Source organism: Streptomyces sp. NPDC059874, from assembly GCF_042731135.1.
Lineage (GTDB): Bacteria > Actinomycetota > Actinomycetes > Streptomycetales > Streptomycetaceae > Streptomyces.
Window position 1 is genome coordinate 159,611 of record NZ_JBHWJY010000008.1, and the last position, 389, is coordinate 159,999.

The window sequence follows — 389 nt, forward strand, 5'->3', positions numbered from 1 at the left end:
GTCGCCACCACGGTCGTCACGACCGCCACGGAACCCACCACGCTCATCGTCACGACGCGGGTAGCTCGGACGCCCACCACGGTCGTCATCACGACGCGGGTAGCTGGGACGCTCACCCCGGTCATCACGACGGAAGGACGGACGGTCCCCGCCACGGTCGTCACGGCGCGGGTAGGAGGGGCGGTCGCCACCACGGTCGTCACGACCGCCACGGAACCCACCACGCTCATCGTCACGACGCGGGTAGCTCGGACGCCCACCACGGTCGTCATCACGACGGAACGACGGACGGTCCCCGCCACGGTCGTCGCGACGCGGGTAGGAGGGGCGGTCGCCACCACGGTCGTCACGACCGCCACGGAACCCACCACGGTCGTCATCACGACGGG

The 389-nt window shown here is 71.0% G+C and carries 1 pseudogene; it reads right to left on the bottom strand.

Annotated features, from left to right (window positions below):
• Positions 1-380 (bottom strand): annotated as a pseudogene (locus ACFV9H_RS07575) (hypothetical protein); the annotation flags it as partial.
• Positions 381-389 lie beyond the last annotated feature (9 nt).